Origin of the sequence: Stenotrophomonas sp. AB1(2024), assembly GCF_037482345.1 — a bacterium.
GTDB lineage: Bacteria > Pseudomonadota > Gammaproteobacteria > Xanthomonadales > Xanthomonadaceae > Stenotrophomonas.
Genome location: NZ_JBBHKO020000001.1, coordinates 3,555,180 through 3,570,828, shown reverse-complemented (window position 1 = coordinate 3,570,828; position 15,649 = coordinate 3,555,180). Strand labels below are relative to the sequence as shown.

Here is a 15,649-nt window from a genome sequence, read left to right as displayed (position 1 = left end):
AGGGCGCGTCCAAGGTGCGGCGATTGTACCGGGGGCCGGCCAATCCCGGCTGACTTGACCGGGAAGCTGCCGGAGACGAAAATATCTCTATATCGCGATAGGTAGATATTTATGGATCTCGAGGACTGGTCGGTCCGGCTGAAAGTGTTCGCCGACGCCACCCGCGTGCGCCTGCTGGCGCTGCTGGAACAGGAAGAACTCACCGTGGCCGAGCTGTCGGCCATCACCACCCTGGCCCAGCCACGGGTGTCGACCCACCTGGCCCGGCTCAAGGAGGCCGGCCTGGTGCGCGACCGCCGCGCCGGCGTGTCGGCGTACTACCGCTTCGACGATGCCGCGCTGGACCCGGCGCAGCGCGCATTGTGGCATGCCCTGAGCACCGGCAGCGACGACCCGCTGCTGCGCCAGGATGCTGAGCGCGTGGCCGCCGTGCTGGCCAGCCGCGCCGCCGACCAGAACTGGGCCGACAGCGTGGCCGGCGACATGGAGCGCCATTACTCGCCCGGCCGCACCTGGGAGGCGCTGGCGCGCACCGCGCTGCCGCTGCTGGAAACCGGCGACGTGCTGGATATCGCCTCCGGCGACGGCGTACTGGCTGAACTGGTGGCCCCGCACGCCAAGCGCTACGTCTGCATCGACACCAGCGCCCGCGTGGTGGCCGCCGCCAGCGAGCGCCTGCGCCGCCTGGCCAACGTGGAAGTGCGCGAAGGCGACATGCATGCCCTGCCCTTCAAGGACCGCAGCTTCGACCTGGTGGTGCAGATGCATGCGCTGACCTACGCCGCCAAGCCGGCCCAGGCCGTGGCCGAAGGTGCGCGCGTGCTGCGCTCCGGCGGCCGCCTGCTGCTGTGCAGCCTGGCCCGCCACGAACACAAGGCGGCGGTCGAGGCCTACGGCCACGTCAACCTGGGCTTTTCGGACAAGGAACTGCGCAGGTTCGCCGAGAAGGCCGGGCTGGTGGTGTCCAGCCTGGAAACGGTGACCCGCGAAAAACGCCCTCCGCATTTTGAAGTCATTTCGCTGATTGCCAGCAAGCCCTGAGGTTGCCCCGTGACGTCCCTGCCCTGGCTGCACCCCGATCGTGTCCGCGCCCTGGAAGATGCGCTGGCGCGGCGCATCCTGATCATCGACGGCGCGATGGGCACCATGATCCAGCGCCATGGGCTGGAGGAACACGATTATCGCGGCGAACGCTTCGCCGGAGGGTTCGACAGCGCCCACCGGCCCGGTTGCGGGCACGGCACCGATGCAGCCCGCCCGGCGGGCCATGACCTGAAGGGCAACAACGACCTGTTGCTGTTGACCCGCCCCGAGGTCATCGCCGACATTCACACCGCCTACCTGCAGGCCGGTGCCGACCTGATCGAAACCAACACCTTCAACGCCACGTCGGTGAGCCAGGCCGATTACCACCTGGAGCACCTGGTGTACGAGCTGAACAAGGCCGGCGCTGCGGTCGCGCGGGCGTGCTGCGACGCCGTCGAGGCCACCACGCCGGACAAACCGCGTTTCGTGATCGGGGTACTGGGGCCGACCAGCCGCACCGCCTCGATCAGCCCGGACGTGAACGATCCCGGCTTCCGCAACACCAGTTTCGACGCGCTGCGCGACACCTACCGCGAGGCCATCGACGGCTTGATCGACGGTGGCGCCGACACCCTGATGGTCGAAACCATCTTCGACACGCTCAACGCCAAGGCGGCATTGTTCGCCATCGAAGAAGCCTTCGATGCGCGCGGCGCGCGCCTGCCGATCATGATCTCCGGCACCATCACCGATGCCTCCGGGCGCACCCTGTCGGGGCAGACCGCCGAAGCCTTCTACGCCTCGGTGGCGCACAGCCGGCCGCTGTCGGTGGGGCTGAACTGCGCACTGGGCGCCAGCGACATGCGCCCGCACGTGGAAACGCTGTCGATCGTGGCCGACTGCCGGGTCAGCGCGCACCCCAACGCGGGCCTGCCCAACGCGTTCGGCGAGTACGACGAAACCCCCGAGGAGATGGCCACCACGCTGCGCGAATTCGCCAGTGCCGGGCTGCTCAATCTGGTCGGCGGCTGCTGCGGCACCTCGCCCGCACATATCCAGGCCATCGCCGAGGCCGTGGCCGAACTGCCGCCGAGGGCCGTGCAATGAACGAGCCGCTGCACACCCGCCTGTCCGGACTGGAACCGCTGGTCATCACCCCGGACCTGCTGTTCGTCAACATCGGCGAGCGCACCAACGTCACCGGCAGCGCGCAGTTCCGCAAGCTGGTCAAGGAAGAGCGCTACGAAGAGGCGGTGGAAGTGGCGCGGCAACAGGTCGCCAGCGGCGCGCAGATCCTCGATGTGAACATGGACGAAGGCCTGATCGATTCCGAGAAGGCGATGGCGCGCTACCTCAACCTGATCATGTCCGAGCCGGACATCGCGCGCATCCCGGTGATGGTCGATTCGTCCAAGTGGAGCGTGATCGAAGCCGGCCTGAAATGCCTGCAGGGCAAGAGCGTGGTCAACTCGATCTCGCTCAAGGAAGGCGAGGCGCTGTTCATCGAACACGCGCGCAAGGTGCTGCGCTACGGCGCGGCGGCGGTGGTGATGGCGTTCGACGAGCAGGGCCAGGCCGATACCTGCGCGCGCAAGGTGGAAATCTGCACCCGCGCCTATCGGATCCTGGTGGACCAGGTGGGTTTCCCGCCGCAGGACATCATCTTCGACCCGAACATCTTCGCCGTGGCCACCGGCATCGAAGAGCACGACAACTACGCGGTGGACTTCATCGAAGCCACCCGCATCATCAAGCGCACGCTGCCGCACTGCCATGTGTCCGGCGGCGTGTCCAACGTGTCGTTCTCGTTCCGTGGCAACGAAACGGTGCGCCAGGCCATCCACGCCGTGTTCCTGTACCACGCCATCGCAGCGGGCATGGACATGGGCATCGTCAACGCCGGCGCCATGCCGATCTACGACGACCTGGATGCCGAGCTGCGTGAGCGCGTCGAGGACGTGATCCTCAACCGCCGCCCCGATGGCACCGAACGCCTGCTGGAGATCGCCGAGCGCTACAAGGGCAAGAAGGGCGAGATCAAGGGCGAGGACCTGGCCTGGCGCGAAAAGCCGATCGACGCGCGCCTGGCGCATGCGCTGGTGCACGGCCTGGATGCCTGGGTAGAAGCCGATACCGAAGAAGCGCGGATCCGTTCGAGCCGCCCGCTGGACGTGATCGAAGGCCCGTTGATGGACGGCATGAACGTGGTCGGCGACCTGTTCGGCGCCGGCAAGATGTTCCTGCCGCAGGTGGTGAAGTCCGCGCGCGTGATGAAGAAGGCAGTGGCCTACCTGCTGCCCTTCATCGAAGCCGAAAAGGCGCGCAGCGGCGATACCGCCAAGAGCAACGGCAAGATCATCATGGCCACGGTGAAGGGCGATGTGCACGACATCGGCAAGAACATCGTCGGCGTGGTGCTGGCCTGCAACAACTTCGAGGTGATCGACCTGGGCGTGATGGTGCCGGCGCAGAAGATCCTGGACGCGGCCCGCGCCGAGAACGCCGACATCATCGGCCTGTCCGGGCTGATCACCCCGTCGCTGGAAGAAATGAGCCACGTGGCCCGCGAGATGGAACGGCAGGGCTTCACGCTGCCGCTGATGATCGGCGGCGCCACCACCTCGCGCGCGCACACCGCGCTGAAGATCGACCCGCACTACAAGGCCCCCACCGTGTGGGTGAAGGATGCCTCGCGCGCCGTGGGTGTGGCCCAGTCGCTGATTTCCAGCGAACTGCGCACCGCCTTCGTGGCTGCCAACGAAGCCGACTACGCCGACATCCGCCAGCGCCACCGCAACCGCGGCGATGCCAAGCGCCTGGTGACCCTGGCCAAGGCCCGCGCGCAGCGCTTCGACGGTGGCTGGGCGCAGTACCAGCCGCCGGCCCCACGCAAGCCGGGCCTGCACGTGCTGGACGACTACCCGCTGTCCGACCTGGTCGAGGTGATCGACTGGACGCCGTTTTTCCAGGCCTGGGAACTGGCCGGCAAGTACCCGGCCATCCTCACCGATGAGATCGTCGGCCCCCAGGCCAGCGAGCTGTATCGCGATGCCCGCGCGATGCTGGGCCGCATCGTCGACGAGCGTTGGCTGACCGCAAAAGCGGTGTTCGGGCTGTGGCCGGCCAACAGCGTGGGCGACGATGTGCACCTGACCACCGATGACGGCCCGGCCGTGCTTCACTTCCTGCGCCAGCAGGTGGACAAGCCGGTGGAGCGCCCGGACTTCTGCCTGGCCGATTTCATCGCCCCGGCCGACAGCGGCCGGCAGGACTGGATCGGCGCGTTCGCGGTCACCGCCGGCATCGGCATCGACCCGCACGTGGCGCGCTTCGAGGCCGACCATGACGACTACAACGCGATCCTGCTCAAGGCACTGGCCGACCGCCTGGCCGAGGCACTGGCCGAGCGCCTGCACCAGCACGTACGCACGGATTACTGGGGCTACCAGCCGGACGAAACCCTGGACAACCAAGCACTCATCGCCGAGCAGTACAGCGGCATCCGCCCGGCCCCGGGCTACCCCGCCTGCCCCGAACACAGCGAGAAGGCCACGCTGTTCCGGCTGCTGGATGCCGAGCGCAACGCGGACATGCAGCTGACCGAGAGCTTTGCGATGCTGCCGACGGCGGCGGTTTCCGGGTACTACTTCAGCCACCCGCAGAGCCAGTACTTCGTGGTCGGCCGGGTGACCCGCGAACAGGTCAGCGACTACGCCAAGCGCAAGGGCGTGGACCGCGCCCAGGCAGAGCGCTGGCTGGCCTCCAACCTGGATTACGATCCGGAATGACGGCAGGTACCGCAGGGGGCCCGCCATCGGTGGGCGTCGGTACGCGCGACCCCTCCACCTCTGCACCCAGGCCCGTCAACAGCTTGCTGAATGCAGGGCGGGACCTGATCCTTTCCTCGTAAACCACCCGGCCGCTGGCATCCTCCCCGGCGACCTGGAATACCTGCTTGGCCAGATCCACGGCCAAGCGCACAAAAGCTGGCGTAACCTTGTTCATGGCTCGTCCCTCACTGTTGGTGGCTATAGGTTGCCACCATGGCGCCCAGACGCCTCGGCGAGGGGCGAGTCCATCCAATTACCGACCCTCCACCTGCAGGTGTTGGCGGAATGCGGGCAACAATACCCGGTTGCCGTAGCCGCTCAGGTGGTCGGCGTCGAAATACAGCGGCTTGCCGTCTGCGTCGGGTTGGCACACCTCTCCCGGACACAAGATCGGCAATGGATCCCACACGCTCGCACCCGGCAGCGCGGCGGCGACCTGGCGCAGACTGTCCAGCACCGGCGCACGCATCGCGTCCACTTCCTCACGCGGAATCTGCATGCCGTTGACGCAGATCGGGTTGCGCCGGTTGAACGCATCCGAGCAACGGTACGGCGGCGCCGGCAACACTGGTTTGGGCGCTTCCAGCATGATCCGCACGCCGCGTTCGGCCAATGGGCGAAGCTGTTCGATCGCCGCCACTACTTCCGCTGCGCGACCTTCCACCGCTGCCGGACCGGCGAGATCGGCCTTGACCTGCGCGGCATCGAACAACTGATACTGCTCGGCCAGGCGCGGAATGCGCAGCCCCGGCAGGAACAGCACGTCACCGGCACGTGCGGTGGCCTGGATATCCTCCAGTACATTGCGGGTGTACGCCTCGCAGGCCGGGTTCGGCCCACGCCACGCCTGCATGCCGGCCAGCGCGCAGCCGCCACTGCCGTACAGGCGCACCTGGCCGCCGTCCTGCACTACCTTGCGGCGCAGCAGCTCGTTGTAGACCAAGGCGTGCGAATCGCCGGCAACGAACAGCACGTTGGCCGCGCCGCTGCCGCCCGGACAGTCGCCCCGCTGCAACAGCCGCGCCTGGCCACCCGTGACCGGAATGCTCGATTCCACGACGCGGCAATCGGGCACCTCCTTCTTCAGCCCCTTCGCATACGGGTACCAGTCCAGCGGATGGCGGCTGACCGTGCTCAACGAAATGTGCCGCTGCTGCTTGACCAGCGCCGACTGCAGGCCGGCGCCCAGCACCAGCACCGCCAGCCCCAGCAGCACCCAGCGTCCGTTGGTCCGCGGGCCGCGCGCACCATGCCGCAGCGGCTGCTCCATCCAGCGCCAGGACAACCATGCCAGCACGAACACGAGCGCCACGGCGCAGGCACCTGTCAACAGCGTTTCCAGCCCCACGGTCCAGCGGAACAGCACGAATACCGGCCAATGCCACAGGTACAGCGAGTACGACAGCTTGCCCACCCAGACCATCGGCGTACTGGCCAGCGCGCGTCCGGTCCAGCCTTGCCGATGCCGCTGCAGCAGGCCCAGCAGCAGCATGGTGGACACCACCGGCCACAGCCCGTCCGGCCATGGCGAATGGCCCGGCCGCGCCGCCCACAACCCGTAGCCCAGCGCCGCAACCGCCAGCAACAGCAGCGGCGAACGCCAGGACAGGCCACGCGTGACCGGCCCGGCGTCGAAACGGCCGGCCAGGGTCATCACCTGGTACAGCAGCACACCGGCGCCGAGCTGCCAGAAACGCGTGGTGGTCACATAGAACGCCTGGATTTCCTGCCCGCCCTGCCCAACCAGCCGCAGCGCGTAGGCCAACGAGGCAACGGTGGCCAGGGCAAACAGCCCAAGCGAGAGCGCGCGTGCGCGCCCACCGCACGACCATGCCAGGAACAGCAGCGGGAACAGCAGGTAGAACTGCTCCTCCACGCCCAGCGACCAGGTGTGGGTATACGGATTGAATTCGGTGCGCGGCGAGAAGTAATCATTGCCGGTGCTGGCCAGCACCCAGTTGCTGAGCCCGAAGAACGCGCGGCGCCCGGTCTTGTCGCTGGTTTCGCTGAGCCAGGATTCGGGAATGAACAGCGCGCTGAGCAGCGCGGTGATCAACAGGCACACCACCAGCGCCGGCACGATGCGGCGGATGCGGCGCGCATAGAAACGGAGCAGGCCCTGCCAGCCACCCATCACCGGCAGGCGATCGACCGAGGCGCTGACCACGAAGCCGGAAATCACGAAGAACACATCCACGCCGGTGAAGCCACCGGGCAGCCAGCTCGCCTTGAGGTGGTACAGGATCACCGACAGCACGGCGACGGCGCGCAGGCCGTCGATGTGCGGAACGTAGGTTTGTCGCAACTGCATTTCCTGCATGCACACTCCATTGCCCGGCGTGACGCTGCGCGCCACGCCGGCCTGCCTACCGCTTACCAGACCAGGTCGTCGGGCACCTGGTACGCCGGATCGGCGTACGGGTCGTCTTCGGTCGGTGCGTTCGGGTCCACGCGCAGCGCCACGGCCGGGGCAAAGATCGCCTCCGCTTCGGCCAGCACCGCCGCCGTCACCAGCAGGTAGCGGCCAGTGCTCTGCAGCACGCCCAGCTCACCGGCGTTGAGTTGGCGCAGCTGGTCGGCGGTGACGTAGATGCGCTTGATCTTGCCGCCGTACGGGAAGTGCCGCGCGATGTCGGCCGCTTCATCGTTGAGCGCCTTGTCCTTGAGCAACTCATCGAGCTTGACCTTGGCTTCGCGGCGCACGCGCGCCTCTTCCTGCTTCAGGCGCTCGGCTTCGATCCGGTCGTCCTTTTCCTTCTGCGCGCGGATCGCGTAGGCCTTGGCCAGGTCGATGTCCTCGCGCGAGCGCGGTTTGCCCTGACCGGGGTTCTGACCCTGGCCGGGGCGCGCGTTGCCAGCGGGGCGGGCGCCGCCACCCGGGCGGCCCTTGCCCTGCGGACCGCGGCGGGCGTCGCCCTCGCGGGGCGGGCGCTGGCCATCGCGCGGTGCACGTGCGCCCTCACCGGCCTTGGCCGGCGGACGGGCGCCGTGTGGCGTGTTGTGGGGCCGGCCATCACGGCGGGCGTCGGGCTTGCGTTCGGGCTTGGGCGCGGCTTTGAATCCAAGGCCCAGCAGCTGGTCGCGGAGGGTATCGCTCATGACGTGTGGTCGATCAGTAGTGCGGGGGCGGCGGTTCTTCGCCCGAATCGGAATACAACGCGTTGCGGACCTTGCCCAGGTCCTCCAGCAGCAGGCGGGTCAGGTCCGCGTTGCGGCTGCCCTCGATGCGGGCGTCGGCCAGGGCTTCACTCAGCTCGGCCAATGCCTGTTCCTGGAAGGACACACGCATTTCAAGTTCGACCAGGCGCGCTTCCAGCGCCTGCTCACGCGCGGTGGGGGTGGAATCATGCATGCAGCGAACGTCCCCGGCCAATGCCGTAGTAGGCCAGGCCCGCAGCTTCGATCTCCTGCGGGTCGTACAGATTGCGACCGTCGAACACGACGGCGTCCTTCAGCGTTTCGCGCAGGTGGACGAAATCCGGGCTGCGGAACTGCTTCCATTCGGTGACCACCACCAGCGCATCGGCACCGTCCAGCGCCTCGTTGGCGCTGTCGCAGAACACCAGGTCGTCGCGCTCGCCGAAAATGCGGCGCGCCTCGTCGGTGGCTTCCGGATCGTAGGCGCGGACGGTGGCGCCGCCCTCCCACAGCTGCGCCAGCAGGCGGCGGCTGGACGCTTCGCGCATGTCGTCGGTGTTCGGCTTGAAGGCAAGGCCCCACACCGCAAAGGTGCGGCCGCGCACGCCCTCATCCTCGCCACGGTCGTAGTGGCGCTGGATCAGCTGGAACAAGTGGCCCTTCTGCGCATCGTTGACCGCTTCGACCGCATTGAGCAGCTTGGGCTCATGCCCATACTGCTGCGCGGTGCGGGCCAGCGCCTGCACATCCTTGGGAAAACACGAGCCGCCGTAACCGGCGCCCGGATAGATGAAATGCCAGCCGATGCGCGGATCCGAGCCGATGCCCTGGCGGACCTGTTCGACATCGGCACCGACCTTCTCGGCGATGTTGGCGATTTCATTCATGAACGAAATCTTGGTCGCCAGCATGGCGTTGGCGGCGTACTTGGTCAGTTCGGCCGAACGCACGTCCATTTCCACCACGCGGTCGTGGTTGCGGTTGAATGGTGCGTACAGGCGGCGCATCAGCGCCACCGCGTCGGGATTGGCCGCGCCGATCACGATGCGGTCCGGCCGCATGCAGTCGGCGACCGCATCGCCCTCTTTCAGGAATTCGGGGTTGGAGACCACATCAAAGGCGATCTCCTCGCCGCGCCCGGCCAGTACCTCGGCAATAGTCGCGCGGACCTTGTCGGCCGTGCCTACCGGCACGGTCGACTTGTTCACCACCACGGTCGGCACACGCATGTGCCGGCCGATGGTGCGGGCCACGGCCAGCACGTACTGCAGGTCGGCACTGCCGTCCTCGTCCGGTGGCGTGCCCACGGCAATGAAGATCACCTGGCCATGCGCGATCGCAGACGCGGCGTCGGTGGTGAAAGCCAGCCGCGATGCGGCATGGTTGGCCTTGACCATCGGCTCCAGGCCCGGTTCGTAGATCGGGATGACCCCTTGGTTGAGGCCGTCGACCTTGGCCTGGTCGATATCGACGCAGACCACCTGGTGGCCGACGTCGGCCAGGCAGGTACCGGTGACCAGACCGACGTAGCCGGTGCCGAAGATTGAGACGCGCATGTCCGTGGTAACTCCAGTTCCGTTTACGGAACGATGCCCAGCAGTTCGACGTCGAAGGTCAGCGTCGCGTTCGGACCGATCGGGCCGCCCGGCGTGCCCTGCTCGCCGTAGGCCAGCTCGCCCGGGATCCAGAAGCGGTACTTGGAACCGACCGGCATCAGCGACACACCTTCCGACCAGCCCTTGACGACCTGGTCCAGGCCGAACTCGATCGGCTGGCCGCGGGTGTAGCTGCTGTCGAACACGGTGCCGTCCAGCAGCTTGCCTTCGTAGTTGACCTTGACCTTGCTGTTCGGGAACGGGCGTTCGCCGGAGCCGGCACGGATCACCTGGTACTGCAGGCCCGACGCGGTGGTCACCACGCCCGGCACGGTCTTGTTCCTGGCCAGGAAATCATTGCCGGCGCGGCGGTTGGTCTCACCCTGGGCCGCGGCCTTGGCCTGCATTTCCGCCTGCTGGGCGGCCATGAAGCCTTCCATCGTGGCCTGGGCCTGCTCGGCGGTCATCTTCGGGGTGCCCTTGGCGAACGCGGTCTGCACGGCGTCAAACAGCGCATCCAGGTCCAGATGGTCCTTCAGCGGCGTCAGCGACGGGCCCACGGCATAGCTGCCCAGCATCAGGCCGACCTTTTCACGGTCCACCTTCGGCGCCGGGGTGCCCGGAGCCACGCCCGGAACCGGCTGGCCGGCCTTGACGGCCATGGCCATGCGCAGCGCCTGGTCGGTATTCTGGGCCTCTTCCTGGCTGATCAGCGGCTGCTTGCCTTCGAAGGCATTGGTCACCGCACGACGCAGGGCGGCGATGTCGATCTGGTCGGCGATCGGTTCGAAGGACTTGGCCACGTCCATACCAATGGCGTAACCGACTTTTTCACGCTGGGAGGTCAAAGCAGAAGTCTCCTTGGCGGCCGCGCCTGCGGCCGGTTGTTGCGACATCACGGTACCGGTGGCACCCATCGCCAGAATCAGAACCGACGCCGCGGCGCCGCGCATTCCCATCTTCATTCGCTGCTTTCCTGGAAGTGACTGGACGCCGACGTCGGCGCGAAAGCGATCATTGTCGCACGCACGTGCGAGATGTCGAGGATGTCAGCGCTTTGCGGGCGCGACGGACAGCTCGCGTTCGATTGCGGCGACCAATGCCGGATCATCGGGCTTGATCTTGCTGGGGAACTGCGCGACCACCCGGCCATCGCGCGCCAGCAGGTATTTATGGAAGTTCCAGCCCGGCGCCACACCCGTGGCCGCCGTCAGCCGCTGATACAGCGGCGTGGCCTCCGCGCCGGTGACCTGCACCTTCTGGAACATCGGGAATTTCACGCCATAGGTAAGGGTGCAGAACTCCTGGATCTCTTTCTCGCTGCCCGGCTCCTGGCCCTTGAAGTCGTTGGACGGGAAGCCCAACACCGAGAAGCCGCGCGCGGCGTACCTGGTCTGCAGCGTCTCCAGGGCCTCGTACTGCGGGGTGAAGCCACACTTGCTGGCGGTATTGACCACCAGCAGGACCTTGCCGCCGTACTGCTTCTCGAGATTGACCTCGGCCTTGCCGGCCAGCGGCCGGTAGTTGAGGTCGAGCAGATCGGCGGCCTGGGCGGTGCCGGCACCCAGCAACCCGGCCAGCAGCAGTCCACTGCCCCAGCGACGGGTGCGCGCCCGGGTGGCGTGGAACGGGGACCGCACGGGCTGGGACTGGGGCATGGAAAACTCCGGTAAAGGTGCTGGAAACCCTGTCATGCAGGGGCAGGCGGACTATATCACCGGGGGTTTTCGGCGGGCGTTCAAGCTGTACCAACCAACGGTTGGCACCTACCGTGTGGGGATTTCCAGGCGATTGACGCACGTGGCCATCACGCCGCTGAATGCTCGCGGACCGGATCCGCTGCGTTGCCACAACATTTATTGCTGTGATATCAATGAGTTGACCACCGCATTCAGGTCCTGCAATGCCCCTGCCATCAGTTGGGGCGTGTCGGGTATTGCACTTGGCCGTGTCGGTGTTATAGTTGCATACAACACCAGTCACCTGATGCAGGGGAAGCCCATGAACCGCATGCGCCACCACTCCGCCAAAGCTCTCACGGCCGCGTCCGCGCTGCTGCTGCTGGGCTGGTTCAGCATCCCCGCCGGTGACCGTGGCAGCGATACCGCCACCGGTGCGCTTGAAAGCCCGCAGGACGCAGGCGTCATCAAGGCAGGGACCGCCGACGGCGCCCCCACGCCTCCCCGCCGGCTGCACAGCTCACTGTCCATGCCTTACTTCTCATTCGCACAGTCGCTGAACCCACGGAGCTGACCATGAGCGATATCCAATGGAGCGATGGTGCTCCGATCTACCGTCAGCTGAAAGAACGCGTGATTGCCATGATGCTCGACAGCATCATCAAGCCCGGCGACGCGCTGCCTTCGGTTCGACAGGTGGCCGCCGAGTACCAGCTCAATCCCATCACCGTGTCGCGCGCCTACCAGGAACTGGCCGATGAAGGCCTGGTCGAGAAGCGCCGCGGCCTGGGCATGTTCATGACCGAAGAAGCGGCCACGCAGCTGCGCAGCAGCGAACGCGACCGGTTCCTCAATGAAGAATGGCCGCTGGTCCTGGAGCGCATCCAGCGCCTGGGCCTGCACCTCGACGAATTGCTGCCCCAGGGGAAATCCTCATGAATGCCGTTGCTAGTGATGTCGTCATTTCCGCTCGTGGCCTGCGCAAGGCCTATAAGTCGACCCTCGCGCTGGACAACACCAGCTTCACCATCGCCCCGGGCCGGATCACCGGCCTGATCGGCCCCAACGGCGCGGGCAAGACCACCCTGCTCAAGGCACTGCTGGGTCTGACTCCGGTGCAAGGCGAGCTGAGCGTGCTTGGGCTGGACCCGACCGTGCAGCGCAACGCATTGATGAACGATGTGTGCTTCATCGCCGACGTGGCGGTGCTGCCGCGCTGGATGAAGGTGCGCGAGGCGATCGATTTCGTGGCCGGGGTGCACCCGCGCTTCGACCGTGTCCGCTGCGAACGCTTCCTGGCCTCCACCAAACTGCAGCCGCGGCAGCGCGTGCGCGAACTGTCCAAGGGCATGATCGTGCAGCTGCACCTGGCGCTGGTGATGGCCATCGACGCCAAGGTGCTGGTGCTGGACGAGCCCACCCTGGGCCTGGACATCCTGTACCGCAAGGAGTTCTACCAGCGCCTGCTGGAAGACTATTTCGACGAACAGAAGACGATCATCGTGACCACCCACCAGGTGGAAGAGATCGAACACATCCTTACCGACGTGATGTTCATCCGCGACGGCCGCATCGTGCTCACCACCGACATGGAAGACGTCGGCGAGCGCTACACCGAAGTGCTGGTGTCGGCCGAAACGCTGGAAGCGGCGCGTGCGCTCAAGCCGATCGACGAGCGCAGCCTGCCGTTCGGCAAGACCGTGCTGCTGTTTGATGGGGTGCCGCGCGCCCAGCTCACGCCGCTTGGCGAAATCCGCAGCCCGGGGCTGGCGGATCTGTTCGTGGCCATCATGAAGGGAACCTACGCATGAACACCGTCCACTTCCACCCCATCAGCAAGGCCAGCACGTTCAAGTGGCTGCTCAAGCGCGAATACTGGGAAAACCGCGGCGGGTTCCTGTGGGCACCGTTGATTGCCGGCGGCATTTCGCTGGTGATGAGCCTGATCGGCATCCTGCTCGGCCTGTGGGGCCTGCGCCGCGCGGCCGAGAGCGGCGACCTGCACATCGACAACACCAACATCAACGTCAACGGCCTGGACCTGAAGCTGCTGACCGCCAACATGGATGCCAAGGGCATGGCCGACCTGGGCAACGCCCTGGATGCCACCCTGGTACTGAGCTCGCTGTGGCCGTTCGTGGTGCTGGCCTTCGTGGTGTTCTTCTACTGCCTGGGTGCGCTGTACGACGACCGCCGCGACCGCAGCATCCTGTTCTGGAAGTCGCTGCCGCTGTCGGACACCCAGACCGTGCTGTCCAAGGCGCTGAGCGCGCTGTTGGTCGCCCCGCTCATTGCCGTGGTGGCCTCGGTGCTGACCATGTTCGGCTTCATGTTGATCCTCTCGGTGGTGGTGCTGGCCCACGGCGGCAATCCGCTGACCCTGATCTGGGGCCCGGCCAGCCCGCTGGCTTTCGTGGCCAGCCACCTGTCCTGGCTGCCGGTGTACCTGCTGTGGGCGCTGCCGACCGTGGGCTGGTTGCTGATGTGGTCGGCCTGGGCAAAGTCCAAGCCGTTCCTGTGGGCGGTGATGCTGCCGCTGTTCGCCGGCATCATCGTCAGCACCACCCACGTGATGGAGCTGTTCAACATGACCAGCGGCTGGTTCTGGCAGCACATCGTCGGCCGCCTGCTGCTGGGCACGCTGCCGGGCAGCGACCTGTTCTACCGCACCGACCAGTTGCAGTCGGTGATGCGCGACAGCGACAACGTGGCCGCCGCCCTGTCGCCGGCCAGCCAGCTGGCCGCGCTGGGCCTGCCCGAGCTGTGGATCGGCGCTGCTGCCGGTGCCGTGTTCATCATCATCGCCATCCGCCTGCGCCGCCGCGCCGGCGAAATCTGACCCTGCTCCCCTCGAGGACCCTGCCCATGATCCGCAATCTAGCCATCGCTTCCCTGCTGTTGCTGCCGCTGACCGCACTGGCCGATGAGCCGCAGTGCAAGTTCAACGCCCCGCGCGATCTCAAGCTCGACGTGGCCGGTGCCAAGGCGATCGTGTTCGAGGTCAACCAGCACGACCTGGTGCTGCAGGCCGGCCCGGGCGCTGCCCAGCTCGGCGGCCGTGCCTGCGCCTCCAATGCCGACTGGCTGAGCCAACTGACCGTGACCCAGCAGAAGGTCGGCGACAAACTGGTGGTGAAGCTGCAGCGCGAAAACCAGGGGCTGAACTGGAACATGGGCGGCAACAGCTACGCCTACCTGGACCTGCGCGGCACCATCCCGGCCAACGTGCTGGTGCAGATGAAGGTGGGCTCGGGCGATGCCAGCGTGACCGGCGCGCATTCGCTCAGCGCCGATGTCGGCTCGGGCGACATCACGCTGCGCGACATCAAGGGCCTGGTCACCGCAGCGATCGGCTCGGGCGATGTCGAGCTCGACGGCGCCGGCGCACTGAACCTGCTGTCGATCGGCTCGGGCGATTTCACCGCCCGCAACCTGCATGGCAACGCCGCAGTCGGCACGATCGGCTCGGGCGACCTGACCCTGGACGGCGTGGCCGGCAATGTCGACATCAAAACGGTCGGTTCGGGCGATGTGGACCTGCGCCAGGTCAAGGGCAACGTGAGCCTGGGCAACATCGGCTCGGGCGATTTCGAAGCACGCGGCGTCGGTGGCAACGTCAAGGTGGAGCGTCATGGTTCGGGCGATGTCACGGTCCGCGATGTGGGCGGCGACCTGACGGTGGCCAACAGCGGCAGCGGCGACATCAACCACAGCGACGTGCGCGGCAAGGTGCAGCTGCCGCGCGGCAAATAATGGGAGCCTCACCATGAACATGCGACTGCTGCTCCCTACCCTGCTGTTGTGCCTGCCGTTGGCTGCCTGCAGCAACGCCGATTCCAACAGGACCGACCCGGCCACCGGCAAGCCGGTGGTGGATGCCGGTTCAATCGGCGAAAAGGTGAAAGCTGCCACCGACAAGGCGCGCGTGGAGATCGCCAAGGGCAACATCAAGATTTCCAACGACCAGTCCGACAAGGCCGAGATCACCCCGCAGGGCGACCTGCTGATCAACGGCACTGCGGTGACCATCGACGCCCAGCAACGGGCGCTGCTGCTGGACTACCGCAAGCAGGTGGAGGCGCTGGCCGGCGCGGGCATGGACATCGGCGTGGCCGGTGCCAGCCTGGGCGTGAAGGCCGCCGGCGAAGCCCTGCGCGGGGTGTTTTCCGGCGACACCCAGGGCATCGAGGAGCGGGTGAACGCCGAAGCGGCCAAGATCGAAGCCAGCGCCAAGCAGCTGTGCGAGCTGCTGCCGACGATGATGGCCAGGCAGCAGGCACTGGCGGCGGCGCTTCCGGCATTCAAGCCGTACGCCACCATGGACCAGAGCGACATCGACGACTGCCACAGCTGAGCCCACGGCACCTGCGGCATACGGTCG

The 15,649-nt window shown here is 66.7% G+C and carries 15 protein-coding genes; 9 read left to right on the top strand and 6 right to left on the bottom strand.

All coding sequences use genetic code 11. The features are described 5' to 3' along the window. Nucleotides 1-111 precede the first annotated feature (111 nt). From WIX41_RS16025 to metH, 3 genes are read left to right on the top strand one after another with little or no spacing between them, the layout of a single operon-like run. Complete coding sequence (locus tag WIX41_RS16025; protein ID WP_339449165.1) at nt 112-1,041, top strand: ArsR/SmtB family transcription factor; 930 nt, start codon at nt 112-114, stop codon at nt 1,039-1,041. Between the two features lie 9 nt (nt 1,042-1,050). Further along, a complete protein-coding gene (locus WIX41_RS16020) occupies nt 1,051-2,133 on the top strand; it encodes a homocysteine S-methyltransferase family protein (protein ID WP_409187420.1) in 1,083 nt (360 codons plus the stop codon). Then, entirely contained in the window at nt 2,130-4,814 is a 2,685-nt protein-coding gene (gene metH, locus WIX41_RS16015; RefSeq protein WP_339449164.1) for a methionine synthase, read from the top strand. Before WIX41_RS16020 ends, metH begins: the two co-directional genes overlap by 4 nt. A gap of 295 nt (nt 4,815-5,109) precedes the next feature. Here metH and WIX41_RS16010 read toward each other — a convergent pair whose 3' ends face one another. The 6 genes from WIX41_RS16010 to WIX41_RS15985 all read right to left on the bottom strand — a co-directional run bounded on the left by WIX41_RS16010 (nt 5,110) and on the right by WIX41_RS15985 (nt 11,247). Beyond that, nucleotides 5,110-7,167: an acyltransferase family protein gene (locus WIX41_RS16010; protein WP_339449162.1), complete on the bottom strand. Its 2,058-nt coding sequence runs from the start codon at nt 7,165-7,167 to the stop codon at nt 5,110-5,112. 62 nt (nt 7,168-7,229) lie between these two features. Continuing rightward, nucleotides 7,230-7,955: a DUF2058 domain-containing protein gene (locus WIX41_RS16005; RefSeq protein ID WP_339449161.1), complete on the bottom strand. Its 726-nt coding sequence runs from the start codon at nt 7,953-7,955 to the stop codon at nt 7,230-7,232. Between the two features lie 13 nt (nt 7,956-7,968). Continuing rightward, nucleotides 7,969-8,208: a SlyX family protein gene (locus WIX41_RS16000; RefSeq protein ID WP_068852947.1), complete on the bottom strand. Its 240-nt coding sequence runs from the start codon at nt 8,206-8,208 to the stop codon at nt 7,969-7,971. Beyond that, entirely contained in the window at nt 8,201-9,550 is a 1,350-nt protein-coding gene (locus tag WIX41_RS15995; protein ID WP_339449157.1) for a UDP-glucose dehydrogenase family protein, read from the bottom strand. The genes WIX41_RS16000 and WIX41_RS15995 overlap by 8 nt, the downstream gene beginning before the upstream one ends. A 23-nt stretch (nt 9,551-9,573) precedes the next feature. Beyond that, entirely contained in the window at nt 9,574-10,554 is a 981-nt protein-coding gene (locus WIX41_RS15990) for an FKBP-type peptidyl-prolyl cis-trans isomerase (RefSeq protein WP_339449155.1), read from the bottom strand. A gap of 84 nt (nt 10,555-10,638) precedes the next feature. Beyond that, on the bottom strand, nt 10,639-11,247 hold the full coding sequence (locus WIX41_RS15985; RefSeq protein WP_339449153.1) for a glutathione peroxidase: 609 nt from the start codon (nt 11,245-11,247) through the stop codon (nt 10,639-10,641). Here WIX41_RS15985 and WIX41_RS15980 point away from each other — a divergent pair. Genes WIX41_RS15980 through WIX41_RS15955 form a run of 6 tightly spaced genes read left to right on the top strand, consistent with a single transcriptional unit; the run spans nt 11,246 to nt 15,622 of the window. After that, nucleotides 11,246-11,842, top strand: coding sequence for a hypothetical protein (locus WIX41_RS15980; RefSeq protein WP_339449152.1), 597 nt, complete (start codon nt 11,246-11,248; stop codon nt 11,840-11,842). The genes WIX41_RS15985 and WIX41_RS15980 overlap by 2 nt on opposite strands. Nucleotides 11,843-11,844: 2 nt before the next feature. Continuing rightward, nucleotides 11,845-12,207, top strand: coding sequence for a GntR family transcriptional regulator (locus WIX41_RS15975; protein ID WP_070209529.1), 363 nt, complete (start codon nt 11,845-11,847; stop codon nt 12,205-12,207). Further along, nucleotides 12,204-13,079 carry an ABC transporter ATP-binding protein gene (locus tag WIX41_RS15970; protein WP_339449147.1) on the top strand — a complete coding sequence of 292 codons (876 nt, stop codon included), beginning with the start codon at nt 12,204-12,206 and terminating at the stop codon, nt 13,077-13,079. The genes WIX41_RS15975 and WIX41_RS15970 overlap by 4 nt, the downstream gene beginning before the upstream one ends. Then, a complete protein-coding gene (locus WIX41_RS15965) occupies nt 13,076-14,107 on the top strand; it encodes an ABC-2 transporter permease (RefSeq protein ID WP_339449145.1) in 1,032 nt (343 codons plus the stop codon). The genes WIX41_RS15970 and WIX41_RS15965 overlap by 4 nt, the downstream gene beginning before the upstream one ends. 26 nt (nt 14,108-14,133) lie before the next feature. After that, the gene (locus tag WIX41_RS15960) at nt 14,134-15,021 is read left to right on the top strand and encodes a GIN domain-containing protein (RefSeq protein ID WP_339449143.1); all 888 of its coding nucleotides are present in this window, start codon (nt 14,134-14,136) and stop codon (nt 15,019-15,021) included. A gap of 13 nt (nt 15,022-15,034) precedes the next feature. Next, nucleotides 15,035-15,622 (top strand): DUF2884 family protein, encoded by a 588-nt coding sequence (locus WIX41_RS15955; protein ID WP_339449142.1) that lies wholly within the window; start codon nt 15,035-15,037, stop codon nt 15,620-15,622. Nucleotides 15,623-15,649: the final 27 nt, after the last annotated feature.

Bases quoted from the DNA above. Each gene is read 5' to 3' on its own strand.
- WIX41_RS16005 (WP_339449161.1), bottom strand. From the start codon at position 7,955: ATGAGCGATACCCTCCGCGACCAGCTGCTGGGCCTTGGATTCAAAGCC.
- WIX41_RS16025 (WP_339449165.1), top strand. From the start codon at position 112: ATGGATCTCGAGGACTGGTCGGTCCGGCTGAAAGTGTTCGCCGACGCC.
- WIX41_RS15980 (WP_339449152.1), top strand. From the start codon at position 11,246: ATGGAAAACTCCGGTAAAGGTGCTGGAAACCCTGTCATGCAGGGGCAG.
- metH (WP_339449164.1), top strand. From the start codon at position 2,130: ATGAACGAGCCGCTGCACACCCGCCTGTCCGGACTGGAACCGCTGGTC.
- WIX41_RS15995 (WP_339449157.1), bottom strand. From the start codon at position 9,550: ATGCGCGTCTCAATCTTCGGCACCGGCTACGTCGGTCTGGTCACCGGT.
- WIX41_RS15955 (WP_339449142.1), top strand. From the start codon at position 15,035: ATGAACATGCGACTGCTGCTCCCTACCCTGCTGTTGTGCCTGCCGTTG.
- WIX41_RS16000 (WP_068852947.1), bottom strand. From the start codon at position 8,208: ATGCATGATTCCACCCCCACCGCGCGTGAGCAGGCGCTGGAAGCGCGC.
- WIX41_RS15970 (WP_339449147.1), top strand. From the start codon at position 12,204: ATGAATGCCGTTGCTAGTGATGTCGTCATTTCCGCTCGTGGCCTGCGC.
- WIX41_RS15975 (WP_070209529.1), top strand. From the start codon at position 11,845: ATGAGCGATATCCAATGGAGCGATGGTGCTCCGATCTACCGTCAGCTG.
- WIX41_RS15985 (WP_339449153.1), bottom strand. From the start codon at position 11,247: ATGCCCCAGTCCCAGCCCGTGCGGTCCCCGTTCCACGCCACCCGGGCG.
- WIX41_RS15990 (WP_339449155.1), bottom strand. From the start codon at position 10,554: ATGAAGATGGGAATGCGCGGCGCCGCGGCGTCGGTTCTGATTCTGGCG.
- WIX41_RS15965 (WP_339449145.1), top strand. From the start codon at position 13,076: ATGAACACCGTCCACTTCCACCCCATCAGCAAGGCCAGCACGTTCAAG.
- WIX41_RS16010 (WP_339449162.1), bottom strand. From the start codon at position 7,167: ATGCAGTTGCGACAAACCTACGTTCCGCACATCGACGGCCTGCGCGCC.
- WIX41_RS15960 (WP_339449143.1), top strand. From the start codon at position 14,134: ATGATCCGCAATCTAGCCATCGCTTCCCTGCTGTTGCTGCCGCTGACC.